Origin of the sequence: Synechococcus sp. 63AY4M2, assembly GCF_002760475.1 — a bacterium.
GTDB lineage: Bacteria > Cyanobacteriota > Cyanobacteriia > Thermostichales > Thermostichaceae > Thermostichus.
Genome location: NZ_AXUX01000001.1, coordinates 1,649,703 through 1,671,896 on the forward strand (window position 1 = coordinate 1,649,703; position 22,194 = coordinate 1,671,896).

Below are 22,194 nucleotides of genomic sequence, written 5' to 3' on the forward strand. Positions count from 1 at the left end.
GGTCAGAACTCATCCTCCTGGGCTGTCCACTCTAACACCGCCTGCGCAGCAGTTCCAGCGTCAGGGTGGGGATCCGCCGTTCCTGCCCCGCCCAGGTGCCCAAAGAGCCAGGGGTGGGATAGCCGATGTCGTCGGTTACCGGCAGGCCGTTGCGAGCAGCCATCACCTGAGCCAGCTCAAGGGCAGGGCCATTGTAGTTCACGTAGGGATCGTTCTGGCAGGAGTGGGTAGAAAGGACAAATCGGGGTCGAATCTGGGCCAAACTCGCCAACAACGCTTGTGTCTCCGGCTCGGAGCCTGGGGCCGCTCCCGGCGGATAGCGAGCTTCCAAAGAAGCCGCGATCCAATCTTGCGTGGGCAGATTGCGGTTGAGATCCACGCCGTTGGCGTTGAGCCGTTGCCCTAGGGCACAGCCATCCGGGTTCAGGCATGGGATCGCCCAAAGCGCAGCCCTGCCCTCCAAGGATCTCCATTTCCCAGAAGCCACGTAGCGCTCGATCAGGGCATAGCCTTCCACCTCATCGCCATGTACGCCGCCGACCAGCAGCAAGGGGCGGATCCCCTGGGTGAGCTGCCAAAGGTAAATGGGACGCCCCTGCACCGAGTGGCCGATCACTTGCAGAGATGCCAAGGGCTCACCGGCGCCCAGTCTTGGCAACATAGGGGATCCCAGCAAAACTTGCACCGCTAGAACGGAATATCGTCCGGCTCCGCTGGGGAAGCCCCCCCTCCTTCAGAGGAGTCCACAGTTGCAGACTCACCCATCCCTGTCAGAGAGAGAACCCGCGCCGATCCCAGTTGGTGGACGCGACGCGCGGTGATCTCGGCCAACTTTTCCTTACGCCCATCCCGCTCCACCACATTCATGTGCAGTTGGCCCTCCACCGTGATCTGATCCCCCACGCGGCAGGTGTCCACCACCCGCTGGGCCAGCTCTCCAAAAAAGGCAACCCGCACTTGGTACGGTGGCTCCTCCGGGCGCAAGCTGGGAAAGCGCAGCACCAGTGAGGTAACGGCCAGGTTGTCGGGAGTGTAGCGCAGCTCCGGCTCGCTGGCCACTTCCCCCATCAAGACAATCGAGTTCATAACAGAGCCACTGTAAAGTCTATTGGGGCGTTAAAAGAAGGCAGCTCAACTACCTTTACCATGCCTCCAGACCCGGATCCCGTCAACCTAGTTCACGCGCAGAGTCATGTAGCGCAGGATGCTCTCGTTGATGCGCAGATTTTTCTCCCAGGTGGCCACTGTCCTTGGCTCGGCCTCGTAGTTGAACTGGATGTAGAGGCCTTCCTTGAACTTCTTCATCTCAAACCCGGCAAAGCGGCGCTTGCCTCTGTTGGTAATTTCCAGGCCAGTTGCCCCGTTTTCTCGTAGGAGCGATTCCTGCTCGGTGAGGAGTTGTTGCAAGGGTTCGTCCGAGAGGTCGGGGCGCACGATCAGCATTGTCTCATAGGCGCGGGGCATGGAAGCCAATTCTCCTTGGGAATCCAAATCAAAAGGTGCAGTAGGCTATCCTAGCTTCTCTTTGCGACAATCGAAAAGGGCCACAGCTCAATTCTCCACCTCTCTGCAGCGACAAAAGCAAGCCTCTTCACAAGAGGGGATCCGTTGTCCGATACAATAGGGGATACTTCGATAGCTGCCGGTTGGCTTAGCCAAGACACTCTCAGTCGATCGATATCTAGGGTTCCAAGCATGAGCGCAGATGAAGTTTACAGCCGTGTTCGCAAGATCGTGTCCGATCAACTAGGCGTAGAGGACGACAAAGTAACCCTGGAAGCTAATTTCCAGAACGACCTAGGAGCCGACAGCCTCGATACGGTGGAGCTGGTCATGGCCTTCGAGGAGGAGTTCGATCTGGAAATCCCCGATGAAGATGCGGAGGGCATTGCCACTGTGCAGGATGCCGTCAACTACATCCTCTCTAAGAAAGCTGCCTAGCCTGGGAGAGGGCAATTCTGCCGGCTTGCCTTCCTTCTAACCGGAGGGTACCGGGTCGAAACTGCTCATGGTTGTCGTGGACCCTGCCGCCGCTCCTATGTCCATCCCATCCAACTTCCATCGCCGTGTTGTCATCACGGGGCTAGGGGCGATAACCCCCCTTGGCAATTCTCCTGGCGAGTTCTGGCAGAGCTTGCTGGCAGGCCGCTCTGGTATTGGGCCAATTACCCACTTCGATGCCTCTCGCCACGAGTGCCGCATTGCCGGGGAGGTGAAGGGGTTTGATCCCCTCGACTACCTAGATCGCAAGGATGTCAAGCGCACTGACCGCTTTGTCCACCTGGCGTTGGCTGCCACTCAGCAGGCCCTAGAGGATGCCCAATTTCGGATTACCCATCTCAATGCTGAGCAGGTGGGGGTGGTGCTGGGCAGCGGCATCGGCGGCATCCGGGTCTTGGAAGAGCAGCAGACCATTTATCTCCAGAAAGGGCCAGATCGCTGCAGCCCCTTTATGGTGCCGATGATGATTGCAAATATTGCAGCAGGCCACGTGGCCATTCACTTTGGCGCCAAGGGGCCCAATTTCTGTACGGTAACAGCCTGTGCTTCCGGCTCCAACGCCATTGGTGATGCCTTCCGGCTCCTGCAGCGGGGAGAGGTACAGGCTGTGATTGCGGGGGGTACGGAGGCAGCCGTAACCCCTCTGTCGGTGGCCGGGTTCAGCGCCATGAAGGCTCTTTCCACCCGCAACGACGCCCCCGAACAGGCCTGTCGGCCCTTTGACCGGGATCGGGATGGCTTTGTCATGGGGGAAGGGGCAGGGATCCTGCTGCTGGAGGAGTTGGAACACGCCCGATCTCGCGGCGCCAAGATCTATGCCGAGATCGTCGGCTACGGCCTCACCTGCGACGCCCACCACATCACCAATCCCGCCCCCGCGGGCGAAGGTGCTGCCCGCGCGATGCGGCTAGCCCTTAAAGATGCCGGGATCCAGCCTGACCAGGTGCAGCACATCAATGCCCATGCCACCAGCACACCGGTGGGGGATGTAGCCGAGGTGCAAGCCATCAGGGCGGTTTTCGGGGAGCACGCCCCTCGCCTGGCCATCAGCGCCACCAAGTCCATGACGGGCCATTTGTTGGGGGGAGCAGGCGGCGTTGCCACCGTGGCGACGGCCCTGGCCATCCACCACGGCTGGGTTCCCCCTACCCTCAACCTGGACAACCTCGACCCCGAGTGCGAGGGGCTGGACTTTGTCCCCCACAGGGCACGGCAGATGGCCGTTGACGTGGCCCTGGTCAATGCCTTCGGGTTTGGGGGGCATAACGTGACCCTGGCCCTGCGCCGCTACTCTTCCAACTAAGGGATCCTGCCCATGTCCACTTCTGAAGGCTCCGCCCCCTCTGTTCGCCAGCAGGCCCTGGCCGCCTTGACGGCGGAGCTGACGCAGCAGGGCCATCCCCCTGAATACGCCCAGCACATGGCGGCGGCAGTGATTTTTCAGGCCGATCTGGATCTCTGCGCCGCCCAGTTGGCGCGGCTGCTGAGTTGGCTAAAGCAAAACCATCCGCAGCTCTATCCAGAGGCAGTGCAACTGGTGGATGCCACCCGCGAGGAGTTTGAGCGGCGGGTTCAACGAGGATAAGAGATTCGTAGAGGCCTGGGGTGCCAAGGCTAGGATAGGGGGTATCTCCTTCTCTCCAAGCTCGCTGCCAATTGCCGCGGAGCTGCTCCCCCCTCTCCCTGGGGGAGGGAGCTGGGGGTGAGGGAAAAGTTGTGTTGACCCGCTAGGCATTGGAGATGGCTACTGCGGATGCGAAGTTCCCCGAGCGGATAGCTCAGCCGTCCTCTCAGGAAGAGCCTGGAAAGGGATCCCTGCTGCTCCATGTTGGGGGCATGAGCTGCGCCGGCTGTGTTCGGGTCGTCGAGCAGACCCTGCTGAATCAGCCGGGGGTGGTCAAAGCCAGCGTTAACCTGGTTACCGAATCAGCTCTTGTGGAACTTGCCCCTGGGATCCAGCCTGATCCCGAGCATTTGGCCCGGATCTTGACGGATGCAGGGTTTCCCAGCTCTTGCGCCGCCGGCAGGGGCGATTTTCCCCAAGCTCAGGCTCCTTCCCCCGACGGATGGGACAATGCCCTGGACGCGCCTGCGGATCCCCTCGCGCGGCAACGGCGGCAAGCCCAAGACCACCTTCGCCAGGCCCTCACCGCCGTTTTTTTGCTGCTCATTTCTGCCGCTGGACACCTGGATCTTTTTGCCCGCCTGGGCCTGCCCGTCCTCAACGACGTCTGGCTGCACTGGGGGTTGGCGACGCTGACCTTTGTCGGCCCGGCCCGCGGCCTTGTCCTGGACGGCTGGCGGGCGGCGCGGCGGCTGGCCCCCAACATGAACACGCTAGTCACCCTGGGATCCGGATCCGCCTACCTGGCCAGTCTGGTGGGGTTGCTGGCCCCGCAGGTGGGCTGGGAGTGCTTCTTTGAAGAGCCGGTGATGCTGCTCAGCTTCATCCTGCTGGGGCGGGCCCTGGAACAGCAGAGCCGTCTGCGGGCGGCCAGCAGTTTGCAATCGCTGCTCAGCCTGCGCCCCAGCGTTGCTTGGCGAGTCCGACCCTCTCAACGGTCAGGATCCCCAGCCGAAGACCTGAGCAAAGGCGAGCTGGCGGCAGAGCAGTGCCCCGTGGAACAGGTGCAGGTGGGAGACTGGCTGCAGGTGCGGGCTGGCGAGCAGATCCCGGTGGATGGGGAAGTAATTGCCGGCCAGGCCACGGTGGACGAGGGCATGCTCACCGGGGAATCCCTACCCGTGCTCAAACAGCCAGGGGATCCGGTCGTGGCCGGGACGGTCAACCAATCGGGGCTGCTGCTGTGCCAAGCTACGCGCACCGGCAAAGACACCACCCTGGCCCAGATCATCCGCTTGGTGGAAGAAGCCCAGGCCCGCAAGGCCCCCATCCAGGGCCTGGCCGACCGGGTGGCCGGCTACTTCACCTACGGGGTGGTGGTGCTGGCCCTTCTCACCTTCGCCTTCTGGTACTGGGTTGGGATCCCCTTGTGGGGCAGCGAGTTCCTGAGGGGGGTCGGCCTTCACTCCCCTCTGCACCTGGCGGATCACCCGCCCCACCCCACCCCTCTGCTCCTCAGCCTTAAGCTGGCCATCTCGGTGCTGGTGGTGGCCTGCCCCTGTGCCCTCGGATTGGCGACGCCGACGGCCATTCTGGTGGGCACCGGCCTGGGCGCGGAGCGGGGGCTGCTCATCCGCGGCGGCGATGTCCTGGAGAAAACCCACCGCCTGCAAACGGTTGTCTTCGACAAAACCGGCACCCTCACCCAGGGGGATCCGCACCTAACAGATTGCCTGGCCCTCGACCCCTCTCTGGATCCGGCTCGGCTGCTGCAACTGGCGGCCACGGTGGAAAGCGGCACCCGCCATCCCCTGGCCCAGGCCATTTTGGGGGCCCTCCGCGAGCGAGGACTACCCCTGCTCTCTGCCGACGAGTTTTACACTCAGCCAGGCCTGGGGGCCTCGGCGCGGGTGGAAGGGCAAGAGGTCATCTTGGCCTCCTTAGAGGGGCTGGCCGCCCTAGGGATCCCGATTTCCCCGCAAGCGCAGGCCCAAGCCGAGGTGTTGCTGCAAGCTGGCAAAACGGTGGTGGGGGTGGCCGTGGCGGGATCCCTGGTGGGGCTGTTGGCGGCCCAGGATCCCTTGCGGCCCGACGCCCGGGCAACGCTGCAACGGCTTCGGCAAATGGGCCTGCAGGTAGTCCTGCTAACCGGCGACCGAACCGAGGTGGCCCAGCAGGTGGCCCAGGCCTTGCAGGTGCCAGGGATCCGCGTCATCGCCGAGGTGCAGCCAGCCGACAAGGCTCAAGTCATCCGAGATCTGCAGGCCCAGGGTCAAAGAGTCGCCATGGTGGGTGATGGCATCAACGACACCCCCGCCCTGGCCCAAGCTGACGTGGGCATGGCTCTGCACTCTGCCACCGCTGCCGCCCTCGAGACTGCCGATATCATCCTCATGCGCAACCGCCTCTGGGACGTCGTGGAAGCCATCCGTCTCAGCCGCGCCACCTTTCACAAGATCCAGCAAAACCTCCTCTGGGCCTTCGCCTACAACTGGGTCGGGATCCCGGTGGCTGCCGGTGCGCTCCTGCCCAGCTTCGGCATCGGCCTCAGCCCCGCCCTGGCCGGCGGCCTCATGGCCTTCAGCTCCCTCAGTGTAATCTTCAATTCACTCCTTCTCAGGAGAACTTTTATAAGTGGTGGATCCCCTGACGAGCAAAATTAAAAAGTGTTAAAGACAACCAATATTCCGCCTACTATCTGTTTCTATTTCCGAAGTTTTACTGACTTCTGCCACAACTTTTGCCCTGCTCAGGCCTAGGAAGCAGCGATCTCGATTAAGTTCAATCAAGGAAATTAATTAGCTTTGACTTTTGAAAAGCCAAATGTAAAATGAGGCTTGCGCTGGCCCAAAGCTGCCTCGTTTTGTACCTTGCGTAGCAAGGGAAAAACCGTGAAAATACTGAAAAAGTCAGATCCGAAAGTTGGAGAGAGGGCAGAGACATGGCAATGCTTGGAGATCTTCAGGAATTTTCCCTAGCCGAGCTGTTGCATTTGATGGAAAAAGGAAAGAAAACAGGCCAACTCTCCATTTGGGGGCCCAATGGCATTTATCGAGTTTGGCTGTATCAGGGGCGAGTGGTGGCGGCCTTGTCTCCCCAAGAAGAGCATCAGTTGGAGCGCTTGCTGGTGCGCTTAAACCTGGTCAGCCAGCAAGTCGTGGCAGATTTGGCCTCCCTCTGCAGCTTGCAGGAGCCTCTGGGCCTTTGCTTGCAGCGGCAGGGGTTTATTTCCCCTGCAGCTTTGGCCAAGCTCTTTCGCTATCAACTGCAGGTGGGGCTTTACAGCCTCTTTGCCCTGGAAGCGGGACAGTTTAGCTTCTTGCCCAACGTGCCCCTGCCCTACCGCGAGATGACCGGTCTGAGCAAAGGAGCCAGTGCCGTGGCTTTGGAAGCGCTGCAGCAGCTTCGGTTGGATCAGCGCCCGGAAGAAAATCTGCCCCAGCCGGACAGCTACTTCTGGCGTACCAGCACCGAGTTGCCCTTGTACAAACTCTCGCCCCTGGAGTGGGCAATCTTGGAGCAGGTTTCGCCCGCTCGCAACCTGGTTGAGTTGGCCCAAGCCCTAAAGGCAGATCTCTTAGAAGTCCGCTATGCCTGCGCCCGCCTGGCCAAGCTGGGGTTGCTCAGCCCCTGCGACAGCTCGGCCGCTTCACCCCAGCCTGCGCTTGCGGCGGCTTCTAAGCTTCTCCCCAACCTTCGGGAAGAGAAGGAGCCGGTCAAGCCTTCCTTGGTCAGCCGCCTATCTACTCTCCTCAAAACCATGCGCGAAAAATAAGCCGGTAGAGTAAAATTCTATTGCATGCTCCTACGCCGGCTTTACGAAGTTAATTTAGGTAAAGATGAACTGGATGGCTGTAACAGATCTGGACCAAAGCAACACAAAAGTAATAGGAATTGATGCCAAAATCTTACGCAGCTCAACGCTTAGACTTTATCTCTCCAAAAAGATCGTTCATCAGTAGAATTGCTGCCAGGTTGAGTACTTGAGCGAAGATGGCTTTGCCGTCGCTACACGGTTGTTGACAGGGAATCAGGGAATGAGAATGGTGGTGTCCGTGAGGATCCCTGAAAGCGCCAATATTCAACTTAATGGAGGCTAAAGAATTGCCATGGCTATCGTTGGAGACCTCCAAGAATTTTCCCTTCCCGATCTGTTGCAGCTCATCGAAAAAGGCAGCAAAACAGGTCAACTTTCCGTCTGGGCCCCAAACGGCATCTACAAAATCTGGTTTTACCAAGGTCGGGTGATTGCAGCTCTGCCCCCCGAAGAGGAACATCGCTTGGAGGGTTTGCTGGCCCGCTCCGGCCTGGTTAGCGAGCGGGTGGTGGAAAAGCTGGCCTCTTTCTGTGGCCCGGAAGAGCCGCTGGGGCGGTGTCTGCAGCGGCAGGGGTTAATTTCGCCTGTGGCTTTGGCCAAGCTCTTTCGCCACCAACTGCAGGTAGGTCTCTACAGCTTGTTTGCCCTGGAAGCGGGCCAGTTCAGCTTCTTGCCTAGTGTGCGCCTGCCCTATCGCGAGATGACCGGCCTGAGCAAGGGTGCCAGTGCCGTGGTTTTGGAAGCGCTGCAGCAGCTCAAGCTGGACCAGCGTCCTGAAGAAAGTCTGCCGCAGCCGGACAGCTACTTCTGGCGCACCAGCAGCGAGCTGCCCTTGTACAGGCTTTCGCCTTTGGAGTGGGGAGTCTTGGAGGGAGTTTCCCCCTCTCGCAACCTGGCTGAGTTGGCCCGGGCGTTGGGGGCAGATCTTCTGGAAGTGCGCTATGCCTGCGCCCGCCTGGCCAAGCTGGGGCTCATCAGCCCCTGTGATGGCCCAACGGCCATTGTTCCCTCTTTGCTGGTTTCGGACAAGTTGACGGCGGTGGCAGAAAGCTTGGAAGCTGCGAAGGAAAAGCCGAGCACCAAACTACCCTCTTTCTCACAGGGAAGCGACCGGGTTAAGCCCTCCCTCGTCTCGCGGCTGGCTACTTTGCTGAGGGGGGTTCGGGATAAGTGAGAGATTTTTGAGCGAGGAGATCTTCTGGCAGATCTTTGCAGTACTATTTCTACAGCAGATAGAAGTATCAGCAAATAGATACGAGAAAAAATGACAAAAAGTCTTGAAAGCAGGGAGAGAAAGGATGGCTAATTTATCCTCTTTGCAAGCAATTCTCCAGAATTACGTTTCCAGCACGCCGGAAGTTCAAGGAGCAGCAGTGGTCACGCCAGATGGCTTGCCTCTGGCCTCTGCATTGCCGGCAGGCATGGACGAAGAAAGGGCATCGGCCATGTCGGCGGCTATGCTTTCTCTGGGGGAACGAATTGGGAAAGAGCTGAGCCGCGGAGCCATAGAGAGAATTTTTGTGCAGGGAGAAAAAGGGTACGGCGTTTTAACCAGTTGCGGACCTGACGCCGTTTTGCTGACGCTAGCCAGCCATGAAGTTAAGCAAGGCTTGCTCTTTTTGGAAATGAAGCGAGTGGCCGCAAGCATTGCAGAAGCGATGAAGTAGGCAAGCTAAGCAGGGAAGCTGGGTTTTGATTTTCGCTTGATTTTGAGGGAACTATGACTATCAAACCTTTGGAGCTGCTGCAAGTCTTGATCTCGCGCACCGAATTTACAGACGAAGACAGGAAGATTTTGCAGCAAAGTGCCGACTGGGGCAGCAGCATCGCCACAGAAATGTCGGATGCCTTTTACGGCTATTTGGATCGCGATGCTGAGATGGCAGCTGTTATTGCTAAGCACAACCGGCAACGGCTGGGCCAGACTTTTACGGACTGGTTTAAGGAAATGTTTACAGGCATGGACAACTGGGGCCCCCAGTACGCCGAGCGCCGCTGGAAAATTGGCCTAGTTCATGTGCGCGTTGGCATTGGCCCTCAACACGTGGTGCCGGCCATGGCCACGGTTGTGCAGGAGGTGAGCCGCCGGCTGGTCAAAGAGGGCAAGCCCGAGCAACTGCGGATGAGCCTGAGCAAGGTCTGCATGATCGATCTCTCCTTTATCGAGCAAGCCTATCTGGAGGTGGCTTACAACGCTGTGCAGCAGGAAACGGGCATGAGCGAGGCGTTGTTTAAGCGTCTTATTGCCACCGGCGCCAGCAACTTAGCTTCTTAATTCGGCAAGGGCTCTAGGGGCAGATTTAGGCTAGGGGTTTAGGGCAGGGGCTGACTATGGACAACATTCTCCGCATCGTCGTAACCGGGCCGGTGGGGGCTGGAAAGTCCACTTTTATCCGCACCATTAGTGAGATCGAAGTGGTCGATACAGATCGCAAGGCCACCGATGAGGTGGCAGAGCTGAAGCAGAGCACAACGGTCAGCATGGACTTTGGCCGCCTGAGGATCGGAGAAGAGGAAGAAGAGATGTGGCTGCATCTCTACGGCACCCCCGGCCAGGCCCGCTTCAGCTTTATGTGGGATATTTTGATCCGGCGCGCCCATGGGTACATCCTTTTGGTGCCCGCCCACCTGCCCGGTCAGTTTCGCAACGCTCAGGCTATTCAAGCTTTCATGAAGGCGAGGACAGATGTTCCCTCGGTTATTGGGATCACCCATGTCGATCACCCCAATGCCTGGGATCCAGAAGACATTTTGCTGATCTTGAACAACCAATCGATTCCCCACACGACCCTAAATGCCCAAGAGCCGGCCTCTGTGGCCAATACTCTGCTCCTATTGGTTGAGCAACTGATGCCCCAGGTGGTTGTCTGAGAGGGGGTAGCTGAGACGGCTCGACCTGCTCCGATTTCTCTTAGATGCTGACTCCGCAGCAGAAGATGCTAAGAAATGTTAAGCTAAGGAGGACTGGGATCAGGTAAGCTTCATGGAGTCTCTTTACGCTGGCGGCGAGTTTTCCCGTAGCTTTGTCAACCCCCCTATCTACTCGGCCATTGCCCTGCTCAGCTTCTTCGCGGTTATTTTCGGCATCATCTTTAAAGACAAGTTGGAGTACCAGGTAGCTCTTTGGCAGCAGAACCGAGAGAGCCAGGGGCAGATTCGCTACCGCACGCCGGGGGTGATCCTCACCTATACTCTCTGCTGTGTGTTTACCTTCGGCTTTGTGGCTGCCTGTTTGAACGTGTTTGGCCTATCTTTGGGCTTGGCTGCTCTGGTGGGCGGGATCCTTGTCTTCAGCACAGCAGGATTGATCTGGTGGCGGCTGGGATCCCTGATGGAGCTGTTGGCGGTGGGGGGATCCCAAGCGGTTGACATCGACTCCTACGGGGCAGGAGCTGTTTTAGATCCTGAGGCAGCGACGCCCACGGAAGGAAAATAGGGTACTGATGCAGAACTTTTGGCAGGCCGTCGCTCAGCACCTTTCTGAAATCACAGGGGATCCCTTGCGTCCTCTACACTACCGTCCTGTGGGCGGGGGCAGCATCAACGCTGCCTACCGGCTCTCCTGTGCGCTCCAAGCTTTTTCTGCCCAGGAAACTAGGGACTACTTTGTTAAAGTGGCACGGGGAGGAGAGGGAGCGCTGGAGATGTTTGCGGCGGAAGCGGCAGGCCTGCAAACTTTGGCGGCAGCCAAGGCTGTGCGGGTGCCGCAGCCGATGGCCTGGGGATCCGTCGGTGGGCAAGCCTACCTGGTGTTGGAATATCTGGAGCTGACCTCGCCCCGCCCCCAAACGGGGAGTCTGCTGGGATCCCAGTTGGCCCAGTTACACCGCACGCTCTCCCCCAACGGCCACTACGGCTGGGATCGCAACAACACCATCGGCTCGACGCCGCAGATCAACAGTTGGCGACAGAACTGGCTGGACTTCTACCGGGAACAGCGACTGCTCTACCAGGTCAAGCTGGCTTGTCAGCGGGGTTACCGCGGCGCGTGGGTGGCGCAAGCCGAGCGGGTAATGGCGGAGCTAGAGACTTTCTTTCTGGACTACCGACCCGTCCCGTCTCTGCTGCACGGGGATCTCTGGGGCGGCAACTACGGCGCCTTGCCCGACGGCTCGCCGGTGATTTTTGACCCAGCCACCTACTACGGGGATCGGGAGACGGATTTGGCGATGACCGAGCTTTTTGGCGGCTTCCCGGCAGAGTTCTACCGGGCTTATCAAGAGGCCTATCCCCTGGACGAGGGGTATTGCCAGCGCAAGCCCCTCTACCAGCTCTACCACTGGCTCAACCATCTCAACTTGTTTGGAGAGGGCTACCTGGGCTCAGTGCAGCGGGCCTTGCAGCAATGCTTAAGCTTTCTTGGATGAATCTCCCGCCCCCAAGGATGATTGCGCCCAGTTACTGGTTCCTTAGTGGCTCTTTGCTGGCGCAGCCTCTCCTGCCATGACCACAGCTCCCATATCTCCCAGCAAACGGGACTGGTTGCGCAATACCCCCAACAGGTTCAGCCGGTTGGCCCGCAGCCTGGGATCCGGATCCATGACCAAAACCGCCTCGAAAAAACGATCCACTGCGGGGGCTGCTGCCTGCAGGCCCTCCACCAGTGGGGTAAAGTCTCCTTGGAGGGCTGGCTCCACCCCCAGGCGGTAAACCCTCTGGCAAGCCTCGTACAGCTCCCGTTCTGCCGCCTCCTGCAACAGGTCGGCATCCACAGCCGCTGCCGGATCCAGCACGGCGCTGTCCAAGTCTCCCTGGGCGGCCAGGCGGGCACAGCGATTGAGGGTGGGGTAGAGATCCGCCAATTCCCCGGTGGCTCGCAGGTGTTGCAGGTACTCAGCCCGCAGCAGGGTGAGGGGCAGGTTGGCTAAGGCTCGCCGAGGGAGGTCGGACTTTGCTGGCTCCCCCTCTTGCAGCGCTTCTGGATCCCCAACCACTGCCCTGACCAGGTCGTAATCAATCCGCTTTTCCTCCTGCAGAAGGATTTGCAGCCGCTGCAGCAAAAACTCCTGCAAAGCCTTCAAGGTCTTCTCGTCGCCTGCCGCGTAGTCCTGCACCACCCTCTGCAACAGGGAGTTGAAGTCAAAGGTCCAGCCGGCATCCCAGGCAATCAACACCAGGCTGTTGGCGGCCCGCCGCAGGGCAAAGCGATCCGAAGAACCAGTAGGGATCTGCCCCAAGCGAAACATGCCCACCAGGGTATCGAGGCGATCCGCCCAGCCCACCACCCGTCCGGTTAAAGAGGCGGGCAAGGCCTCCCCTGCCCCCAGGGGCCAGTAGTGTTGTTCGATCCCCTCCGCCACCGCCTCCGGTTCCCCATCCTGCCGGGCGTACTCGGCGCCCATGATCCCCTGCAGCTCGGGAAACTCGTACACCATCTGGGTCACCAGATCCGCCTTGCACAGGTAAGCGGTGCGATCCACCAGCGCCTGCTCCTGCGGATCCAACTTCAAGGCAGCGGCGATGAGACGGCTAATTTGGCGGATGCGCTCCACCTTGTCGCGCATGGATCCCAGCCCTTCGGCAAAGGTAACTGCCTGCAGGCGTTCCACCCGCTGGGCCAACGGGATCCGCCGATCCTCCTCGTAGAAAAAGCGGGCATCCGCCAGGCGCGCCCGCACCACCCGGCTGTTGCCTGCTGCAATCCGCTCTGCTTGCCGGGGGTCGCCGTTGGAGATGGTGATGAAGTAGGGCAGCAGTTTCTGGGGATCCCGGCCATCCCGCACTGGGAAGTAGCGCTGGTGGGTGATCATCACCGTCTCGATCACCGCCACGGGCAATCGCAAAAACTCCGGCTCAAAGCGCCCCAGAACCGCCGTCGGCCACTCCACCAAGTGCACCACCTCCCGCAGCAAAGGAGCAGGGATCTGGGCTTCCCCATTCACCTGCCTGGCCAGCTTGGTCACCTCAGCCTGAATGTATGCCTCTCGCGCTGTTGGATCGGGGCTGACCCCCGCCTCTTGCATTTGCTGAACGTAGCTCTCGGCCCGCTCCAGGACAACCTGCTGGGATCCCAAAACGCGGTGCCCCCGGCTCACCCGCCCCGCCACCAAGCCCGGCAAAGGATTTCCCTCGGAGGTAGGCCAGAGCAAAGGCAACACCTGATCCTCCCAAAGGGAAACCAGCCAGCGGATGGGACGGGGAAACTTCAGGTCTCCATAGCCCCAGCGCATCAGCCGTTCGCCGCTCAAGCTGGTGATCCAGGTGGGCGCCAATTCCTGGAGCACCGCCGCCGTCGGTCGGCCCCGCACCCGCTGCACCGCAAACACAAAGGATCCCTTGCCCACTTGCCGGATTTCCAGGCTGCCGGGATCCACCCCTTGTTTTTGGGCAAATTTTTCCCCGGCGGGGGTGAGCCGGCCATCTTGGTAGGCCACCTGCACTGGCGGCCCCTTCACCTCCAAAGTGCGATCCGGCTGCTGGGTGGGCAACCCCTGCAACAGAACCGACAGGCGGCGCGGCGTACCGAAAAGCTGCATCTGCTCCGCTTGCAAATGGGCCTCCGCCAAAGAGGCCGGGATCCCGGTTCGCCACTGCTCCAGAGCCGAATCCACAAAACTGGCTGGGAGCTCTTCACAGCCGACTTCTAGCAAATAGGCAACCATACTGATACATTTACGCTGAACACTGCTGAACATCACTGTTCAACTATGCAGCGATAGCATTCTGTTTGTTTCCAACCAGAATGGCGGTATCCCGCAAAGCTTTGAGTAGAATACCCAAAGCGCAGTTTCCGTGTCGTCTTACTACCAATTTTCTGCTTTGCTTTGGCTACCATGTTGGCAGACTCGAAAGTAAACAGAAAGATCAACTGGTAGTAATCCGTACTGAACATATTATACATCATTTTCAGTATAGTTGAGCTTATTATTGATTATTATTGACTAGAGTCATGCTCCTGTGCTCCGTAGGGTACCATCCCCACTTCCTCAATCAACATAGTCTATGGCTCTGGGCCTCCCTTCTGGCTCACGACTGCTCCGAACCTGGGGTATCCCAGTTTACCAGGGGAGCCGGGGCGTCGTTGAGACAAGAGCTCCAGTCCGCCAGACAACACCCCAATGCCATCCCTGTCAAGTGGGCTCTGCGGCCGCCAGAACCCCATCTCCTTGGCGCAAGGGATGAGCTGAATCCCGCGGCAAATGCGCCACGATGATGGGAAGGCTGGGTCGGTTGCGGGCGATGGTCTCCGGCTCTCGGCCCAGACGCGACCGGTTGCCGGTTTCACTGGGAACCAATACCAACACATCTCCTGGCTGCAGCGCTTTGAAGGCTTCCGCCACCACCCCCCCCTGCACCCGCTGAACCGGCAAGTGGGCATAGCTTTCTGCCGGCAAGGCTGGGGAGCTTTTCCGCCCAGGTCGGGTTTGCACCAGCAGGATCTGCAAACCTGCTTTCAATTCGCCGGCCAGCGTTTGCGCCAGCCCAATGGTCTGCTGCAGGGATCCGGGAGAGACCTCCAGCTCCGGTGCAACCAAGAGGATGCGGCGCGCCGTCTCGATGGGTACCGGAAACCGCGTGATCAAGACTGGGATCCCCACCTGCCGCACCACCGCGCCGATGATGCTGCCGAAAAAGTTCTCTGTATAGGTGGAGTAGCCCTTCCAGCCCAGGATCACCAAGGTCGCCCGCCGTTCCGCCGCCGAGCGAATGATCCCTTTTTCCACCGAGTCATCCACCCGCCGGATCGGCTCCACTCGGGTCACGGCGCTGTGGGCCAGAGCTTCGGCAAAGGTCAACAATTGCTCCTGCCGGGCCAGGGCTGCCGGCGAGATCCCGGCGCGGTCAGACAAGACGTGCAGCGGCAGCAGCGTTCCCCCATCTTTTTTGGCCAAAATCAAAGCCAACTGTAACAGGTTCCTCTCAGTATCCGGGTTGGCCACCGGCACCAAGACGCGAGCTCCCCAATCCGGCTTGGGCAATTCGGTGGACTCTGCCGCCACTTCGGCTGGCTGCATTTGCTCTCCCCAGCGGGCCACAATCCAAGGCGAGGCAACACAGGTCACCAGGATCATGGCAATGGTGCCGTTCACCGTCAGCTCATCCACCAACTCCACGTTAAAGGCCACCGTGATCGCCGCCAGGGTAGCCGCCGCCTGAGCCATCGACAAACCGAACATGATCATCGTGCTGGCAAAGCGCCAGCCAAACAGTTGGGCCGGGATCCAAGCGGCCAGAAACTTGCTCACCACCTCTGCTGCGATCATCACTCCGCCCACCAGCAGCGTGCGCGGCTCGCCGAAGAGGATGCCGGGATTGATCAGCATCCCCACCGAGATCAAGAAAAACGGCACAAACAACGTGTTGCCGATAAACTGAATGCGGTTCATGAGGGGGCTGAGCTGGGGGATGATGGGGGTGATGGCCGTCCCGGCCAAAAAGGCGCCCACCACCGGCTCAATGCCGATCAACCCCGCTCCGTAGGCCACCACGAACAAGGTGGCAATCACAAAGGTAAACTCTGCCCCCTCGTCGTGGCCAAAGCGCCGGAAAAACCAACCGCCCAGCTTGGGCACCCCCCAGAGGGTGGCCAAGGTGTAGAGGGCAATCGAGGGGATCAGCGTCAGCCAAAATTGCAGCGTCAGCTCGCCTTGGTGGGCGCGCACCACCACCGCCAGCACCAACAACGCCAAGACATTGGTAATTAGCGTCGCCCCCAAGGTGGCCGTCACCGTCTGCAAGCGCATCAGGCCCAACTTGGAGACGATCGGCAGGGCGATGAGGGTATGGGAGGCAAAACACGAGGCCACCAGCACCGCCGCCAAAAAGCCATACCCCAAAGCCAGCATGGCCGTCGTGCCGATCACCATTGGCAACAGAAAGGTGAGCGCTCCGAAGATGCTGGCCTTCCAGGCATTTAGCTTCAGATCCTCCAGGCTGGTCTCCAGCCCGGCCATGAACATGAGAAACAGCAGCCCCACGGTGCCCAATAAGACGATGGTCTCGTCCCGCTGCAGGATGCCCAAGCCGTAGGGCCCCACCACCAAGCCGGCCAAGATCAGGCCGATGATCCCCGGCAGGCGCAGCCGCTCAAACAGCAGCGGCGCCACCAGCATGATCGTCAGGATGATCAGGAACACCAGCACCGGGTTTTTCACCGGGCCGAGCGTGGCCAGAGGGATCCCTGAGATTTGCAGCCAGCTAGCTCGCATAAATACCCGACAGACACCAACGCAGAGACTCGGCAAAGCGCCCGCCTGAGTCTATCAGATTCATCCAGATCCAGATAGCTCCCCATCGCTCGCAGCCTTCGTCCAGTCTTCAATCTCCGACAGGACGTTTAACAAGCATTCAAAATACATCAAAAACACGCTGGGAATGAAGACAGCCTGGCGGTGGCGCCCGCAAAGAGGCGAGAGAAACTTTCGAGAGACACCCATTAAAATCGGAGGGTACATGCTCTTGGGCCGCTTATGAACCAGCTTGCTCCTGGAAAAGTGATCGGTCAGCGCTATCAACTGGTTCAGAGCATTGCGGCAGGGGGCATGGGGCAGGTGTTCAAGGCTGTGGATACCCGCCTGTTCAATCGCCCGGTGGCGGTGAAGCTGTTGCACCAGAACTTGGCAGGCGATGAAAACACCCGTCGTCACTTGCTCAAGCGCTTTCAGCAGGAAATTCGCATCAGCACGCTGCTGGGGGAGCACCCGGCCATTGTCAAGGTGCTGGATTACGGCCTGGAGAACAACCAACCCTATCTGGTGATGGAATACCTGACGGGGCGCAGCTTGGGAGAACTGCTGCTCAAGCAGCCGCTGCTGCCGCCGCAACAGGTGGTGAAGATCGCCCGCCAGGTGTGTGCTGGCCTCTACTACGCCCACAACCTAGAGACCGAGCAGGATGGCCATCTCATCAAGGGGGTGATCCATCGCGACATCAAGCCCAGCAATCTCTTTGTCTTGAAAGATGAGACCCTGGGGGAGACGGTCAAGATCCTGGATTTCGGCATTGCCAAGCTGCTCAGCGATGTTTCCCTGGCCCTCGGCACCCAAACCACCGGCTTTTTGGGCACAGTGCGCTACGCCTCTCCCGAACAGGTGCGCGGCGAGGAACTGGATCCCCGCTCCGATATCTACTCGTTCGGCGTGGTGCTCTACCGCATGCTGACCGGTCAACACCCCCTAAAACCGAAGACCGATTCTTTTCCCGGTTGGTACGAGGCCCACAATTACCAACAGCCTCGGCCCTTCGACCGCTCCCAGTTGCCCCATGAGATCCCGCCGGCGCTGGAGGAAGTGGTGCTTGCTTGTCTGGCTAAAGATCCCGGCCAGCGGCCCCCGAATATGAAGCTCCTCAGCGACCAATTGGAGGGATCCCTGCAATCTGACAGCAGCGCCGGCTCTGCCCTCACCCCCCCTCCAACAACCTCGCCCTTTTCCGAGCGCACCCTGGCAGCCCTCGATGGTCAGGAAGGCGCCCATCGGCTCAGCGCCCAGCCGGAGCCCAAAGGTAGGCCGCTCCCCCTCTGGGGAGGGATAGCCCTTTTGGCCGCCATTGCCGGGAGCACTTTTTGGGGCCTGCGTCTGCTCTTGGATCCGGGCACAGGCATGGAGAGACCGCCTGCTGTTCCGCTGCCCCCTGCCACCGATGGGCAGCAAGCCATCCCGGAGCCGCTGCTGGACTGGCTGCTGCGGGATCCAGCGGGTGAGCCAGCGTTTGAAGATGATCCGGATCCGGCTCGGGACAACCCTCAAGACCCTCCTCAACCCGAACCCACGCCCACACCGGCAACCGCCCCAGCACCCCCGCCCACTTCGCCGCCCCCCCCACCCACCCCTGTCCCCGCTGCGCCCCCGCCCCGACCGGTTGCAGTGCCCACACCCGCTGCTCCACCTTCTCCAGCTCGTGTCCCAGCCAAGCCTCTCCCCCCACAGCCCATCAACCAACCCTTGTTTCCCCCCATCAATCGGGCCGCTCCTCCTGCTGCCTCCCCCACCCCTGCCCAAAACCCCACGCCCAGTTTCCTGGAACGCCTGCGCGAAGAGCGGGAACGCTTGGGGAAGGACTAGGCCGAAAAAAAAGGGATCCCTGAGGATCCCCTAGCAAAGAGCTGGGCAAGGCTAGTCCTCGATGGGATCCCCCGTCAGAGGATCCCAGAAGAGAGTCAGTCAGGCAGCAGCCAGCCGGGCATTGGCGGCATCCCAGTTCACTAGGTGCTCCAGGTAGGCGCTGATGAAGTCGGGCCGCCGGTTTTGGTAGTCCAGGTAGTAGGCGTGCTCCCAGACATCCAAAGTGAGCAGGGGCACTTGGCCGTGCACCAGCGGGTTTTCGGCGTTGGGGGTTTTGGTAACCTTGAGGGTGCCGTTGTCCAGCACCAGCCAGGCCCAGCCGCTGCCAAACTGGGTGGCCGCCGCCGTTTTGAAGGCCTCGACAAACTTGTCGTAGCCGCCAAAATCGGCGTTGATCTTGTCGGCGATGGGCCCCGTCGGCGCGCCGCCCCCACCTGGCTTCATGGATTCCCAGAAAAAGGTGTGGTTCCAGACCTGGGCGGCATTGTTGAAGATGCCCACTTTGTCGGGATCCCCAAACGTGGTCTTGATAATTTCTTCTAGCGACTTATTGGCCAGCTCGGTGCCTTCGATCAGCTTGTTTAGGTTGGCCACGTAGGCGGCGTGGTGCTTGCCGTGGTGGTAGGAGAAGGTTTCCGCCGACATATAGGGCTTGAGGGCGTCGGCAGGGTAGGGCAGAGCCGGGAGTTCAAAAGCCATAATCGTCTGTCCTCTGTGTCTTGTGCAAGGAATGCAAGAAAGAACGCGGCGAAGGGTCAGGATAACCAGAAAAAGGCGTTACCTTTCTTTGCAGTTTTAGTGTAACTCAGAATCAGTACGCGCTGGGATCCCTTGGACACCTCGATTCCGGTTGGAACCCTGCTCGACCCCAGAGAGGTGGAATCGCGGCTGTCTCAGCGCAATTGCCGATAACCACTTGTTGGCCAGCGGTTGGAAAAGCGAGATGTCCCAGCTACAGAGGGCTAACGGGATCCCTCCCGCAGCAGCTCGATCAGCAGGGGAGCGACATCCCTGAGCAGGGGGATCAAAACCGCTGTGATGGCGGCGATGGTCACTACATTGCGGGTGAAGTTGAGGGTATCGCGGCTGAGCTGGAAAAACCGCTCGTCCCAGCGTTTGACCTCGGCCTCCAGACGTTCTTCGGCGCCAGCAATGCGTTCCTCGGCTTTGGCAATGCGTTCCTCGGCTCTGGCAATGCGTTCCTCGGCTCTGGCAATGCGCTCCTCGGTGCCGGCAATGGTTTGCATCAGCTCTTGGTTTTGCCGGGCCAGTTGGGCGATGGCCTGAGCGTTGGCCTCGACGGCGCGCTCGATGCGCGCCAGCCGCTCCTCGCTATTGCTCATGGCCGGGGGGGAAGAAATTGCTGGGGGCTGGGGAAGTCTTGGGGTGGGATCCCTTGCAGGGCCTCGCTCATGAAGCGCTTCCAGGTGGGGGCGACAAAGGCGCCTCCTGCCGTGCCCGGCAACATAGGGGAGTTGTTGTCGTTGCCGATCCAAATGGCGGTGGACAGTTGCGGCACATAGCCGATGAACCAGGCGTCGCGAAAATCGGAAGTGGTGCCGGTTTTGCCGGCCACCGGGCGCCCATCGTCCAGACGGGCCGCCGTCCCCGTGCCCTGGGTCACCACCCCCTTGAGGATCTGGTTGAGGGTGGCCACCGCCCAGGGATCCAAAACCCGCTGCGGCTGGGGCTTGGCCTCGAAGAGAATCTGACCGTTGCGATCCACCACCTGAGCCAAGAGAGTTGGCTCCACCCGGTAGCCGCCATTGGCAAACACCGCATAGCTGGCGGCCATTTCCAGGGGGCTGACGCTGGCCGAGCCCAGGGCCGTGGCCAAGTTGGGAAACATCTCGGCACTGATGCCCGTGGCCTGGGCTGCCGCAATGACGTTGCGGATCCCGACTTCATCTGCCAGCTTGACGGTGGGCACGTTGCGGGAGAGCTCCAAGGCGCGGGCAAAGGTGAGGGGGCCGTAGAAGGTGTTGTCGTAGTTTTTCGGGCTGTAGGGAGGCGAGCCAGGATAGGTGATGGGAGTGTCGTAGAGGATGCTGTTGGGCCCGTAGCGGCCGGTAGCCAGAGCCGCGTAGTACACATAGGGCTTAAAGGTGGATCCCGTTTGGCGAAAGGCTTGGGTGGCGCGGTTAAATTGGCCCCGTTGGGCGTTGATGCCGCCCACAAGGGCCTTGACATAGCCGGTGCGGGGATCCACCGCCGCCAGGGCCATCTGGTCGGCCCGGCGAGCAGCTCCGATGCGAGGCCCGTCTTCGTTGACAATGCGCTGGGCAATGCGCTGCAGCCGCAGGTCGATAGTGGCCTGAACCCGCAGCCCCCCCTGGAGGATGGCCTGCTCGCCATAGCGGCGCCGCAGCTCTGCCTCAATGGCGTCGGTAACCGCCGGGGCGTTGCTCTGGAAGGAGGTGATGCGGCCCAAGGTCAATTCTTGCTCCCGTGCCGCCTGGGCCTCTTCCGGGGTAACCCAGTTCAGCTCCACCAGGCGATCCAGCACCAGCCGCTGCCGTCGCTTGGCCCCTTCCAGGTTGCGAAAGGGGCTGAGGATTTCCGGGGCCGGCAGGATCCCGGCCAACATCGCTGCTTCCGCCAAGTTCAGTTCCGCCGCATCCTTGTTGAAGTAGCTGCGGGCCGCCGCCTGGATGCCGTAGAGGTTGTGCCCCCAGTACACCTGGTTGAGGTACATCTCCAGGATCTCGTCTTTGGTAAAGACTTGCTCCAGCCGCACCGCCAGCACAATCTCGGCCACCTTGCGGCTGAGGGTGCGCTCCGGCCTCAAAAACAGGTTCTTCACCAGTTGCATCGTCAGGGTGGAGCCGCCTCCTGCCGAGCCCAACCCCCCTTCAACACTGCCCAGCAGCGCCCGGCCCAAACTGACCGGGTTGATGCCGGGGTGGGTGTAGAAGTGGCTGTCTTCAATGGCCAGCAGGGCTTTTTTCATCTCCGGCGAGACCTCTTCCAGCGAGATCACTTCCCGGTTGGCTTCCCCGTGCAAGCTGGCAATCGGCTCGCCGCGAATATCGACAATGTGGGTGGTGGCCACCGGCACGTAGTCCCGCAATTGATGCACATCGGGCAGGTTGCGGAAGCTGATGGCCAACCCCATCAAGCCGGCAGCCGTCGCTGTAGATCCCAAGAGCAGGGATCCCAGCAACAGGTTGCCCACCGTGGCGGCGGCCTGAGCTCTCCAGGAGGGGCGAGCGGGTCGGGCGGCGTCGGCATACTCGTCATACCCCGGAAAGGGGCGGCTGTAAGGATGCTGCGAAGCCGAATTCCTAGCCCAGCGGGCCGATGGTCTGCGACCGTAGGTCACCTCAAAAACCCCGTCACTTCAGCGTTGCGGAGCGACCGCAAGTCTGACCCATTATAGGGCGGCGCTTCTTAGGCCGGCAGGGGATCCTTTCCCTCTCTGAGTGGGCCAAATCCGGGTGAGCGTGGGGGGTTTCCGAGTGCTTTGTCTGCTGGCTGCTGGGATCCCCAGTTCCCTACCAGCCCGGATCTCGACATGCTGTTTCGCAGGGCAGGCGGCTGCCTCGCCGCTATCTCGCCCCAGAAGGGCGGCAAGATTGTTATCGACGTGCGAAAAACTCAGTTAGAACTGCTTAGCAAACTTTTCTGCAAAAGGGATCCCTGTCCCACCGCGTTGAGATCTTGCGCCTGGAAGCGCTATCTCGATATCCAGGACTCTTGTCATTGGCAGTGTTGGCAGGGCCAGAAGATCCAGGGCAGCGTCTTGCCAGGTGGCTAGAGCAATAGCCGAGATACGAAACTGCGGCAAGAAGAGGAAGTATCTGGGGTGT

The 22,194-nt window shown here is 60.3% G+C and carries 20 protein-coding genes; 12 read left to right on the plus strand and 8 right to left on the minus strand.

Annotation, left to right across the window (positions count from 1 at the left end; translation table 11 throughout):
* Nucleotides 1-31: 31 nt before the first annotated feature.
* The 3 genes from SYN63AY4M2_RS07320 to rpsF all read right to left on the minus strand — a co-directional run bounded on the left by SYN63AY4M2_RS07320 (nucleotide 32) and on the right by rpsF (nucleotide 1,491).
* Complete coding sequence (locus SYN63AY4M2_RS07320; RefSeq protein ID WP_011431647.1) at nucleotides 32-661, minus strand: M14 family zinc carboxypeptidase; 630 nt, start codon at nucleotides 659-661, stop codon at nucleotides 32-34.
* A gap of 26 nt (nucleotides 662-687) precedes the next feature.
* Nucleotides 688-1,086: a single-stranded DNA-binding protein gene (locus tag SYN63AY4M2_RS07325; RefSeq protein ID WP_099812668.1), complete on the minus strand. Its 399-nt coding sequence runs from the start codon at nucleotides 1,084-1,086 to the stop codon at nucleotides 688-690.
* 87 nt (nucleotides 1,087-1,173) lie between these two features.
* Complete coding sequence (rpsF, locus tag SYN63AY4M2_RS07330; RefSeq protein ID WP_228375378.1) at nucleotides 1,174-1,491, minus strand: 30S ribosomal protein S6; 318 nt, start codon at nucleotides 1,489-1,491, stop codon at nucleotides 1,174-1,176.
* Between the two features lie 204 nt (nucleotides 1,492-1,695).
* Between rpsF and SYN63AY4M2_RS07335 the strand changes: the two genes are divergently transcribed.
* From SYN63AY4M2_RS07335 to SYN63AY4M2_RS07385, 11 genes are all read left to right on the plus strand, one after another.
* On the plus strand, nucleotides 1,696-1,941 hold the full coding sequence (locus SYN63AY4M2_RS07335; RefSeq protein WP_011431644.1) for an acyl carrier protein: 246 nt from the start codon (nucleotides 1,696-1,698) through the stop codon (nucleotides 1,939-1,941).
* Between the two features lie 97 nt (nucleotides 1,942-2,038).
* Nucleotides 2,039-3,304 (plus strand): beta-ketoacyl-ACP synthase II, encoded by a 1,266-nt coding sequence (gene fabF / locus SYN63AY4M2_RS07340; RefSeq protein WP_099887300.1) that lies wholly within the window; start codon nucleotides 2,039-2,041, stop codon nucleotides 3,302-3,304.
* A 12-nt stretch (nucleotides 3,305-3,316) separates the two neighbouring features.
* On the plus strand, nucleotides 3,317-3,586 hold the full coding sequence (locus SYN63AY4M2_RS07345) for a hypothetical protein (RefSeq protein ID WP_099812671.1): 270 nt from the start codon (nucleotides 3,317-3,319) through the stop codon (nucleotides 3,584-3,586).
* 155 nt (nucleotides 3,587-3,741) lie between these two features.
* Nucleotides 3,742-6,228, plus strand: a complete 2,487-nt coding sequence (locus SYN63AY4M2_RS07350) for a heavy metal translocating P-type ATPase (RefSeq protein ID WP_346426051.1) — start codon at nucleotides 3,742-3,744, stop codon at nucleotides 6,226-6,228.
* 278 nt (nucleotides 6,229-6,506) lie between these two features.
* Nucleotides 6,507-7,340 carry a DUF4388 domain-containing protein gene (locus SYN63AY4M2_RS07355; protein ID WP_099812672.1) on the plus strand — a complete coding sequence of 278 codons (834 nt, stop codon included), beginning with the start codon at nucleotides 6,507-6,509 and terminating at the stop codon, nucleotides 7,338-7,340.
* A 334-nt stretch (nucleotides 7,341-7,674) separates the two neighbouring features.
* Complete coding sequence (locus tag SYN63AY4M2_RS07360) at nucleotides 7,675-8,556, plus strand: DUF4388 domain-containing protein (protein ID WP_011431638.1); 882 nt, start codon at nucleotides 7,675-7,677, stop codon at nucleotides 8,554-8,556.
* A 124-nt stretch (nucleotides 8,557-8,680) separates the two neighbouring features.
* On the plus strand, nucleotides 8,681-9,049 hold the full coding sequence (locus SYN63AY4M2_RS07365) for a roadblock/LC7 domain-containing protein (protein WP_011431637.1): 369 nt from the start codon (nucleotides 8,681-8,683) through the stop codon (nucleotides 9,047-9,049).
* Between the two features lie 53 nt (nucleotides 9,050-9,102).
* Entirely contained in the window at nucleotides 9,103-9,657 is a 555-nt protein-coding gene (locus SYN63AY4M2_RS07370) for a protoglobin domain-containing protein (protein ID WP_011431636.1), read from the plus strand.
* 56 nt (nucleotides 9,658-9,713) lie between these two features.
* Nucleotides 9,714-10,253, plus strand: a complete 540-nt coding sequence (locus tag SYN63AY4M2_RS07375; RefSeq protein ID WP_011431635.1) for an ATP/GTP-binding protein — start codon at nucleotides 9,714-9,716, stop codon at nucleotides 10,251-10,253.
* Between the two features lie 112 nt (nucleotides 10,254-10,365).
* Entirely contained in the window at nucleotides 10,366-10,818 is a 453-nt protein-coding gene (locus SYN63AY4M2_RS07380) for a hypothetical protein (RefSeq protein WP_011431634.1), read from the plus strand.
* Nucleotides 10,819-10,825: 7 nt separating this feature from the next.
* Nucleotides 10,826-11,749: a fructosamine kinase family protein gene (locus tag SYN63AY4M2_RS07385; RefSeq protein ID WP_011431633.1), complete on the plus strand. Its 924-nt coding sequence runs from the start codon at nucleotides 10,826-10,828 to the stop codon at nucleotides 11,747-11,749.
* Nucleotides 11,750-11,791: 42 nt separating this feature from the next.
* Here the strand turns inward: SYN63AY4M2_RS07385 and glyS are convergent, their stop codons facing one another.
* Nucleotides 11,792-13,990 (minus strand): glycine--tRNA ligase subunit beta, encoded by a 2,199-nt coding sequence (gene glyS, locus SYN63AY4M2_RS07390; RefSeq protein WP_206337028.1) that lies wholly within the window; start codon nucleotides 13,988-13,990, stop codon nucleotides 11,792-11,794.
* Between the two features lie 462 nt (nucleotides 13,991-14,452).
* Nucleotides 14,453-16,531, minus strand: a complete 2,079-nt coding sequence (locus SYN63AY4M2_RS07400) for a cation:proton antiporter (RefSeq protein WP_099887302.1) — start codon at nucleotides 16,529-16,531, stop codon at nucleotides 14,453-14,455.
* A 261-nt stretch (nucleotides 16,532-16,792) separates the two neighbouring features.
* Between SYN63AY4M2_RS07400 and SYN63AY4M2_RS07405 the strand changes: the two genes are divergently transcribed.
* The gene (locus SYN63AY4M2_RS07405) at nucleotides 16,793-18,385 is read left to right on the plus strand and encodes a serine/threonine-protein kinase (RefSeq protein ID WP_011431629.1); all 1,593 of its coding nucleotides are present in this window, start codon (nucleotides 16,793-16,795) and stop codon (nucleotides 18,383-18,385) included.
* 99 nt (nucleotides 18,386-18,484) lie between these two features.
* Here SYN63AY4M2_RS07405 and SYN63AY4M2_RS07410 read toward each other — a convergent pair whose 3' ends face one another.
* The 3 genes from SYN63AY4M2_RS07410 to SYN63AY4M2_RS07420 form a co-directional block, all read right to left on the minus strand.
* Nucleotides 18,485-19,084, minus strand: a complete 600-nt coding sequence (locus SYN63AY4M2_RS07410) for a superoxide dismutase (protein WP_011431628.1) — start codon at nucleotides 19,082-19,084, stop codon at nucleotides 18,485-18,487.
* Between the two features lie 263 nt (nucleotides 19,085-19,347).
* Complete coding sequence (locus SYN63AY4M2_RS07415; RefSeq protein ID WP_099812675.1) at nucleotides 19,348-19,728, minus strand: hypothetical protein; 381 nt, start codon at nucleotides 19,726-19,728, stop codon at nucleotides 19,348-19,350.
* Complete coding sequence (locus tag SYN63AY4M2_RS07420; RefSeq protein ID WP_099812676.1) at nucleotides 19,725-21,707, minus strand: PBP1A family penicillin-binding protein; 1,983 nt, start codon at nucleotides 21,705-21,707, stop codon at nucleotides 19,725-19,727. The genes SYN63AY4M2_RS07415 and SYN63AY4M2_RS07420 overlap by 4 nt, the downstream gene beginning before the upstream one ends.
* Nucleotides 21,708-22,194 lie beyond the last annotated feature (487 nt).